The organism is Hyphomicrobium sp. (assembly GCF_041674905.1).
GTDB lineage: Bacteria > Pseudomonadota > Alphaproteobacteria > Rhizobiales > Hyphomicrobiaceae > Hyphomicrobium_B.
This window is the reverse complement of record NZ_JBAYUV010000066.1, coordinates 1-7,331: the sequence shown is the minus strand read 5'-3', so window position 1 is coordinate 7,331 and position 7,331 is coordinate 1. Positions and strand designations below refer to the sequence as shown.

The following is a 7,331-nucleotide window of genomic DNA, read 5'->3' as shown; positions in this document are numbered from 1 at the left end:
TCGCCTTGTCAGACGGATTCCACGTTGTGGCAACACCAGGTTTTCCGCCGCCCATAAACGCCGGCACCATTCCCAGCCCCGGAATGATCGCTCTTGCAATATCATCGCGCGACGGCTTGACGAGAGCGTCGGACAGGTACGCCTCGACCATCCATTTCGGCGGCAGCACCGCGCGGCCATCGGCAAGAGCGTTGCAGAAGGTCGGGAAGCTCAGCCCGAGGATCAGCGCGACACGGCGCGCGAGAGCGACGTTGATGCGCATGGTTACGATCCCTTGCTGAAGCGGGCAATCAGCTTGCTATCCGCCGCGCAATAGACCGCCGACACAATGTCGTATTTCCCCGCGCCCGTGCTCAATGTCGGTGCCGATGGGAATTCGAACGCCGCGTTGAACGCGCCCGTGCCGCCCGTCGATCCCTGCTTGATGATCCAGGTGTAGACCTTGCCGTCGATCAGATTCGTCGGAGCCGCGAAGGTCGCATTGTGGTCGAGCGTGACCATGAAGTTCTGGCCGGCAGAGCCGTCCGTGTTGATCGTCGTCCCCGACGTCAGCGACACAAGCGCGCCGGCATCGGCGATCGTTTTCGGCGTGGTCGGCTTCGAAACACTCGTCCCAGCCCAAAAATCGCTCGCAGCGGCTTGCGTGATAATGCCGCCATTCGCACGCTGATACCCAAGGCAACGCCAGTTGCCCGAGCCTTCCGAGACGAATACCGCAGTGTCTCCCGCTGCGGTCGTGATGTTCGCACCGCCCGGCAGAATGAGTGACGTGCCGTTGTGCGTCAATGTCAGCGCGCCGCCAAACTTGACCCAACGCATCGCGCCGGCCGCGATCGTGCCGAGTCCGGTGATCGTCGTCGTGCCGGTGATGCTGACGAAGTTCGAAGCCGCTGCGCCGATGTCGGCCGTCGTCGCGGACGCCACGGTCGCGGCCGTCGCCCAATTCAAAGCGCCGGCGAGCGTGCCGCCGAGCTTCGAGAGAATGTACGCGGCCGGTAACCCCAGGAAGACGTCCTTTGCGCCGGCTCCAAACGACAGCTTCGACGTGTTACCGGCCGAAGTCATCAGCACCGTCGTGCGTTCCAGCGTGCCGGTCCCTTTGGTGCCGATGCCTGACTCCCATCCGCCTCCTTCTAGCACAGCGAAGTAGAAACATGTATCGCCGTTCGACATCACATCGCCGAATTCACGGAAATTCGTCACCGGCCCGGCGAGTGTGAAATCGTCAGTTCCGGTCGACGATGACGTCTCGCGGATACGATCAGCCCAAATATGCGTCATAGGTTCTCATGCGCTCGCGCGCACGCCTTCCGATTATCATGAGTGATGCTTAGAGCCGCTCGTAGAGTTCGAACGACTTCGAAAAGAGCCCGCCGCTATCTGAAAATCCTTGCGGCTGCTGAATGGCTGAGACTTCGCGAACCCGGCCCCATAATGAATCTCGATCGAGACGCGAACTCGCCGCATCCTTGATCATCAGCATGTCGCTGCGCGTTCCGACGATGCGATCCAGATGTTCGAGCACATCGTTGCGGAATTGCTCAGGCACCCAGCCGAAGTTCATGGACCAACAACGATAGCTTACATCCGCGTCGATATAGGTCTGCCCGCCGCGGCTCTCCTTTGCCTGCGATCGGTCGATCCAGCGCGACGACCATCCGTATTCGAAGTTGTACGGAAATTGGTATCGCGGCCCGATGAACAAGCGGCCCGCTTCCACATAAGCCGCCCCGGGCTCTTGAAGGTCAATCCGGACATATCCGTCGACTTGCTCAGACAGCAATGCCAGCAAGGTGGCATAGGCCGGGTCAATGCGCCCGGCCGCGCTTCCACTATCATAGACGTCCCCCGCAAGCCCTGCGCTATCGACGCTTGACACACGGATGCGCGTGATGCCGGCAGCTGTCAGGCTCAGACCCCCGAGCCAGATTGTGTCGAAGCCCTCAAGAAGCGAGGTGAGGATGTATTCGGTATCACCGTTCTTGCCCCGCCATTTTCGTGCAACATGCGGGCTCTGCAACGTCGCTGGCGGCGCGAGTACGATTGAACTGGACGCGAGCATATCGCCGGCATCGGCAAGATTTTCGAAAGCGATTGCAGCGTTAGCCATCAGCCAAATCCGATCACTTCGACTTCGTTGCTTTCGGTCTTTTCGGACACCGACACGATCCGTAGCATGCGTCCGCCCTGTAAGTCCCACCGCGGATAATCCACCCACATCAGTTCGCCGATGTAGTGGATGAAGGGTCGCGATTTCAGCACAATGCGATAGAGCGAGCGGGTTGCTCGCCCATAGAGATCAAGCAGCCGCTCCGCCTCTGCCTGCGCATCCGCCTCATCTCGGAAATAGGACTCGACGGGAGACGGGTCCTGCGCCAGAGGATGGTCGGACTGGACAATCGCGTCGCTCGCTTCGGCCAGCCGATAGCCTTCAGACAGGAAAGCCACGCGCGATTCCGAGACAGACCCTGCAAGATCAGTTTGTGTGGTAAAATTCCGCCCCCACGCTACGCGGTAGCGGTATGGCGGCGGATCAATTCCGTCGGGCAGCCTCTCGCGCCGAATGTCGGTGATGTCGATCCGGCTGTAGCGGTGGCTGGGGACGCTTGAAGTATTCGGCGCGCGGAACAGGCCCAGCTCGAACTTCCCGTCTCGCCGGAATCCGCCCCAGCCGCCAATCGATCCCATGATATCAGCGACCAGATCGGCGACCGTCACATTCGACGACGTGTCGAGATAGTATTGCAGCGGCGCGGCTTGCAGTGCCTCGACCCGCGAGAACGATACCGTGTCGAGATCGCCCGGAACGTTGACGCCGACAACCTCGCCCAGCACCTTCTGGATGATCTCGGCGGCCGACGAGGCGAAGCCGTCGCCACCGCAATCACCCTCGACATCGGCCGTCACCTCACCTTCCAGCACGAAGTTGACGCGAAACAATCCGGCCGCGAGGCAGGTTGCATATTTTCCGGCCGGAATCGTCGCCGCCATCAGATCGACCGCCGTCGGATAGTCCTGATCGAAGGTGATCGACGCGCCGCGAGAATAGACGGCCGAAATCGCCTGCACCGGGCCGTCATTGACCTGAAACAGCTTCAGGTTCGGGATGACGAATGCTGGAGAGAGATTTGAACAATAGCCAAGCGCTCGCGGCTTTCGCTTGCCCTTAAGGTCCTCCGTGCCGTCAAGCCCGCCGGTGCCACCATAGATCGACCGCTGAACGGGGGCTTCCAGCTTGTAGGTGTTATCGCGCAACAGTACACGCACAGCATCCTCTTCCACATGGATGCCTGTCGCCGTGCCGTCGAATACCGTGTGGAAGCCGTCGAAGCCGGTCGTCGCCACATTGCGCTCGTCACCGATCGAGATCACGACACGCCGACCGTCGGCCACATAGCGGCGGATGATGTCGTCGTAATACCCGTCCGAATTGATGAGTGTAAGTTCCCCCCAGCCGAGAGAGACGCGGCCGAAACCATCGCCTGCTACGATCGAGGCGTCGAATTGCAGCGTCTGTTCAAGCGTGCCATAGAACGGCTGGTTCGGGATTTGATCCGACGCGCGGCTGATGAACTCGCGTGTCGCGGCGTACAGAACAAAGTTTGGGCTGCCATCCGCGCCGAAGGAGATGCCGGCGTTACCGCTAGCAAAGACAAACACCCGCATCGACCCGGTTGCGCCGAATACGATGCCAGCATTCCCTTCGCCGACTCGCAAAAGACTTGGCGCACCAACAGCGCCGAAGGAAATCGAGGCCCGCCCCTCGAACGGTAGCGGGCCGATCTCGCCGATCGCGTATTCACCGAAAGCGCCGAAGCCGAGCATTACGCTGCGATCCTGTCACCTGGAGCCCACAGCGTGACTTGCGCAGCGATCACCAGCCGCGCGCCAGGCCGCGTTACCATATCGATGTAAGGCGACGATGAGACGCCCTCGGCTCCGAACACAATCCCGGCCTGCCCGCTCGCGCCGCGAACTCGAATAGGTGAGCCACCAGACCCAAACGTGATCGAGCATTCGCCTGAGCCGAATTGAATGTTGTTGGGGTCGCCAGTCGCGCCAAACGTAATTTCAGCAGACCCCGCGGGGCGCGCTGTGATTCGAGGGACCCCAATAGCCCCAAATACGATGCCAGCCGTACCATTAGGACGGCCAGTCATGATCGGGATGCCTACTGCCCCGAACGAAATATCTGCCGACCCAGCTCCGGCCGCTTTAAGCGCAACCGTGCCAGTAGACCCAAACTCTATGCCCGCCGAGCCGGCAGCATCACGCACCCGAATTGCTTCGCCTTCTGCTCCAAAGGCGAAACCCGCGTCTCCCGCAGCTTGAACAATCGCCAGCGGCGTGCCTTCGGCTCCGAAGGAGATTCCGGCAGAACCACCGGCATGACGCAATCGCAGCGCATCACCCGACGCGCTGAACACAATGCCGGCCGCACCTGAGCCTTGCTGGATATTCGCATAGAACGGGTCTGCGCCAGCCCCGATTGCCGCTTGCCCGATCGCATGCGGCCAGTCCGTCGAAAAGCCTGTAGGCAGAAGCGAGGCCGAGCCGACAGCCCCAAAAGACAGTCCAGCACTCCCGGCAGCCTGGTGGACAACCCCGCCCCCACCTGTAGCTCCGAAAGTGATGGACGCGATTCCGGCACCAGCCTGTACACTCGGCAGTTCGCCAACATCACCAAGAGCAAATTCGCCAAGCGAACCAAAACCCAGCATCTACCGGCTCCGTCAGATCAGCTGCACGTTTCCCCGTAAGCATTTGGGCGGTGCGGCAACCGCTTCCCCATCATGTTGTGATCCATCATGCCGATCGCTCCCAGTGGGCCTGCAACAGCGCTGTTTCGTTTCGCGATCTCTCTCAGCTTTCGACCCATTTCAGGATCGCTGAAATGTTGCGGCGTCACAACGTGCCACGAATTGCTCAGCCGTTCGATTTCATTCATGGCGGCGATCGCCTGCTCCTCGGTCGGGAACGAACACCAGTCCGGCGGAAGGTTGAGCCCGATCGGAAGGCATGTAAGAACCCATAGACCATGAACATCAAGGTGCCGATGAGCGGCCCAGTTCTGACCGACGGCCGCCTCAATCGTCAGATAGTGCGAACCTGAATCGGGCCGAGCCGTCGCGCCAGGAATAACTTGAATCCTTCCCCGTACTGTCATGCGACGAACACCGAAAGCTGACTGGTCGCGAATTGCAATGAGTCTCCGACCGCAATCGTACGCGATGACGTCAACGCGAAATAGACCAGGCCGTTACCCGTCGTGCTGGCATCGCAGTAGAGCCCATGGGTGATCGTGCCCCATCCAGAGGTCGTACAAGGACCGAACGTCATAACAGACGAGTTCACCGCCGTCCCTGTCGTGGTATTCGCGTCTCCGAATGCACTCGATGCATCCTGCCGCGAATAGCCATTTCCGGACGGCTCGTTGGACTGCGAACCCGTTTCCCCAGGGTCGGCCGTCGATAGAGCGAGATACGTCGTTGACGGCTTGGTGTAAGAGGTCCGACCCATCACATGGTCGCAGACCTTGTATTCGCTGTAGTTTGTTGCCTGAGACACGCCCGGACTCCTTCAGTGATGCAGAGGTTGAAGCTTCAGTCGATTATGAGCCGATCAGCGTCGTTTCGCCCCACCATGCGATGTGTTGCAGTTTGTCGTCGCCGGTAAAATTGACAGCGTATCGAGGCTCGACGTGCTCACCGCCAATCGGTAAGCGGTCGACGATCTTGCCTCGGACTTCCGAGTTTTTGACTGCAACCGCGTCGCCAAGATCGAACGCGAACTCTTCGTCCGCATATGACAAATCGCTTTCCGCGATGCGCGAGCGTCGGATGTGATCCGCCACATGCACCTCATTGTCGATCACAACATTCGCACGCATCCTGAACAAGACATCATAACCAATGGGATAGTCGCCCTTGGCGCTTTCCTGTGTAGCGATCACACCAACGCGAATGTTCTTCCCATCCTTAAACTGGACGCGTTCTCCAACCTGGAATGCGAATTTTTCGCCAGTCATGACGATTTCCCTCTCTACGATTCTGAGACGAATGTCGGGCTACGCAGCGCCGCGCGTGCCGTAGCCCCGCGGACGGTTGGCCTGCTGACGGGCTGCCGCACTGACGCGCTCCGTCCTGTTGGCCGCCTGATCGACGCCCTCGCGCACATGCACGGCCCCGGCACGGGTGTCGCCGCGGAGCGCCGCCACCTCCTGTCGCAGCGCCCTCACCTCAGACACCAGCTCGCGATTATCGTTCGAACCACGTCCTGCGAACCCGCGGAGGATGTCGTTCGGGATCACCTGCGATCCGCGCGGCAGGTTCACCAGCTCGCGCCCCTGCTCTCCGACCCACGCCAGCCCGCCGGGGTGGAAGTCCGTGCCAGAAGCATATGCCGGCTGGAACGGAGCGACTTTGTTCTGGCGCGCGTAGAAATCAATCAGGCTTTGCGGGATCGATTGCTCGATCTGCGAGATGATGTCGTTGACGGCCTGGGATTGCGTCTGCCGCCACGCCCCAAATTCTCCGGAGCCAAACCCGCCCGTGTAGTTGATGCCCTGCTGCTGTAGACCCTCGACCAACAGTCGGTTGATCTCGGGCCGCAGACCCCAATCGCGCGCGTTGTTTAGATTGGCCATAGCTGCGGCGAGATTCGACTGCGCCAGCGTCAGATTATTGATTGCCGCCTCGACCGATAGCACCGAGTTATTGATCGAGATCAGTCCGGCCACCTGCTGGTTCAGCACCGCGAGCTGTTGCTGCGACGTGCTGAGCTGCCGATTGGCAGCGTCCTCGGCAGCCTCCAGGACGCCCTGGACCTCCATGAACGCGGCGTAGTATTGTTCGGTCGACGCATAGAAGCTCTTGGCCTCGTCGAGATAAGCCTGCGAGACATCCTGAAGCTTGCCCAGCGCCGTTTCGTCGCCCTGGGCTGCCAGCGCGGCGACGTCGCGGAACTGACGCTGGGCCTCGAGAAGCCGCTGCTCGGGGCTCAAAACCGACAGGTTTGGGTTAAGCCAGAGGCTATCACGAAACTTCTTGAACTGGTCGATGAACGATTTCATCCGGCTGATGAGGCCGTCCAGCGCAGACACTTCACGCTGGTATGCCTGCTCCAGTGCAGTTCGCGCCTGCGCCACCTCCGCCTCGGCCGCCTCGACCGCGACACGCAGCGCCGCGTTCGAATCTTTGACGACACCGCCCAACTCAGGGAACAGCGCAACCAAGCTGGCGATGGCCGACCCGGCCAGACCCGCATCATTGATGATCTTCTGTGCCGAGATCTGAAACCATCGGTCGACGAGCGCCGTGCCAGTGCCGAGG

General features: G+C 60.6%; 8 protein-coding genes and 1 pseudogene. All 9 read right to left on the bottom strand.

What is annotated here, in order from left to right:
- On the bottom strand, window positions 1-262 hold a 262-nt coding region (locus tag WC026_RS17040; protein ID WP_372712205.1), incomplete at its 3' end, for a hypothetical protein.
- Window positions 263-264: 2 nt separating this feature from the next.
- Window positions 265-1,281: a hypothetical protein gene (locus tag WC026_RS17035; RefSeq protein WP_372712204.1), complete on the bottom strand. Its 1,017-nt coding sequence runs from the start codon at window positions 1,279-1,281 to the stop codon at window positions 265-267.
- Window positions 1,282-1,330: 49 nt separating this feature from the next.
- Window positions 1,331-2,110 (bottom strand): hypothetical protein, encoded by a 780-nt coding sequence (locus tag WC026_RS17030; protein WP_372712203.1) that lies wholly within the window; start codon window positions 2,108-2,110, stop codon window positions 1,331-1,333.
- Window positions 2,110-3,825, bottom strand: coding sequence for a hypothetical protein (locus WC026_RS17025; protein ID WP_372712202.1), 1,716 nt, complete (start codon window positions 3,823-3,825; stop codon window positions 2,110-2,112). Before WC026_RS17025 ends, WC026_RS17030 begins: the two co-directional genes overlap by 1 nt.
- A complete protein-coding gene (locus WC026_RS17020) occupies window positions 3,825-4,721 on the bottom strand; it encodes a hypothetical protein (RefSeq protein ID WP_372712201.1) in 897 nt (298 codons plus the stop codon). Before WC026_RS17020 ends, WC026_RS17025 begins: the two co-directional genes overlap by 1 nt.
- Before the next feature lie 17 nt (window positions 4,722-4,738).
- A complete protein-coding gene (locus WC026_RS17015; RefSeq protein ID WP_372712200.1) occupies window positions 4,739-4,948 on the bottom strand; it encodes a hypothetical protein in 210 nt (69 codons plus the stop codon).
- A 215-nt stretch (window positions 4,949-5,163) separates the two neighbouring features.
- On the bottom strand, window positions 5,164-5,568 hold the full coding sequence (locus tag WC026_RS17010) for a hypothetical protein (protein WP_372712199.1): 405 nt from the start codon (window positions 5,566-5,568) through the stop codon (window positions 5,164-5,166).
- Window positions 5,569-5,611: 43 nt separating this feature from the next.
- Window positions 5,612-6,028 carry a hypothetical protein gene (locus WC026_RS17005; RefSeq protein ID WP_372712198.1) on the bottom strand — a complete coding sequence of 139 codons (417 nt, stop codon included), beginning with the start codon at window positions 6,026-6,028 and terminating at the stop codon, window positions 5,612-5,614.
- Between the two features lie 39 nt (window positions 6,029-6,067).
- Window positions 6,068-7,331: pseudogene (locus WC026_RS17000) on the bottom strand (hypothetical protein); the annotation flags it as partial.

What these genes read in the sequence shown, in the direction of transcription:
- WC026_RS17020 (WP_372712201.1), bottom strand. Translation starts at nt 4,721, where the DNA reads ATGCTGGGTTTTGGTTCGCTTGGCGAATTTGCTCTTGGTGATGTTGGC.
- WC026_RS17030 (WP_372712203.1), bottom strand. Translation starts at nt 2,110, where the DNA reads ATGGCTAACGCTGCAATCGCTTTCGAAAATCTTGCCGATGCCGGCGAT.
- WC026_RS17005 (WP_372712198.1), bottom strand. Translation starts at nt 6,028, where the DNA reads ATGACTGGCGAAAAATTCGCATTCCAGGTTGGAGAACGCGTCCAGTTT.
- WC026_RS17015 (WP_372712200.1), bottom strand. Translation starts at nt 4,948, where the DNA reads ATGAATGAAATCGAACGGCTGAGCAATTCGTGGCACGTTGTGACGCCG.
- WC026_RS17035 (WP_372712204.1), bottom strand. Translation starts at nt 1,281, where the DNA reads ATGACGCATATTTGGGCTGATCGTATCCGCGAGACGTCATCGTCGACC.
- WC026_RS17025 (WP_372712202.1), bottom strand. Translation starts at nt 3,825, where the DNA reads ATGCTCGGCTTCGGCGCTTTCGGTGAATACGCGATCGGCGAGATCGGC.